The sequence below is a fragment of the Stenotrophomonas sp. SrG genome (genome assembly GCF_050031795.1).
In the GTDB taxonomy this organism is placed as follows: domain Bacteria; phylum Pseudomonadota; class Gammaproteobacteria; order Xanthomonadales; family Xanthomonadaceae; genus Stenotrophomonas; species Stenotrophomonas rhizophila_A.
The window spans coordinates 1-229 of the sequence record NZ_JBNBBE010001882.1 but is presented as its reverse complement, the minus strand read 5'-3'; the positions used below and the strand labels follow the sequence as shown (position 1 = coordinate 229).

Annotated in this window: 1 pseudogene; it reads right to left on the bottom strand. The window is 66.4% G+C overall.

The features are described 5' to 3' along the window. Nucleotides 1-222 (bottom strand): annotated as a pseudogene (locus ACQG3P_RS25720) (DNA starvation/stationary phase protection protein); the annotation flags it as partial. Nucleotides 223-229: the final 7 nt, after the last annotated feature.

Here is a 229-nt window from a genome sequence, read left to right as displayed (position 1 = left end):
GTCCGGGGCCGCCCACTGTGCGGTGTCCTGGGTCTCGAACATCAGGTGCGGCGAGTGGCACATCGAGCCCGTCACGTTCCAATGGACGTTGAGGGTCTGCAGGTAGAGCGTGAACGCGTCTGCCTGGAAGGCCGACGGGCCCTCGGCAAGCTTCTTGCGATCTGCTTCCTTGATCCCGATATCAATGTGCGGGGCCGAGGGCGCCGCGGCTGCGAGCGGCAGGTTGGCG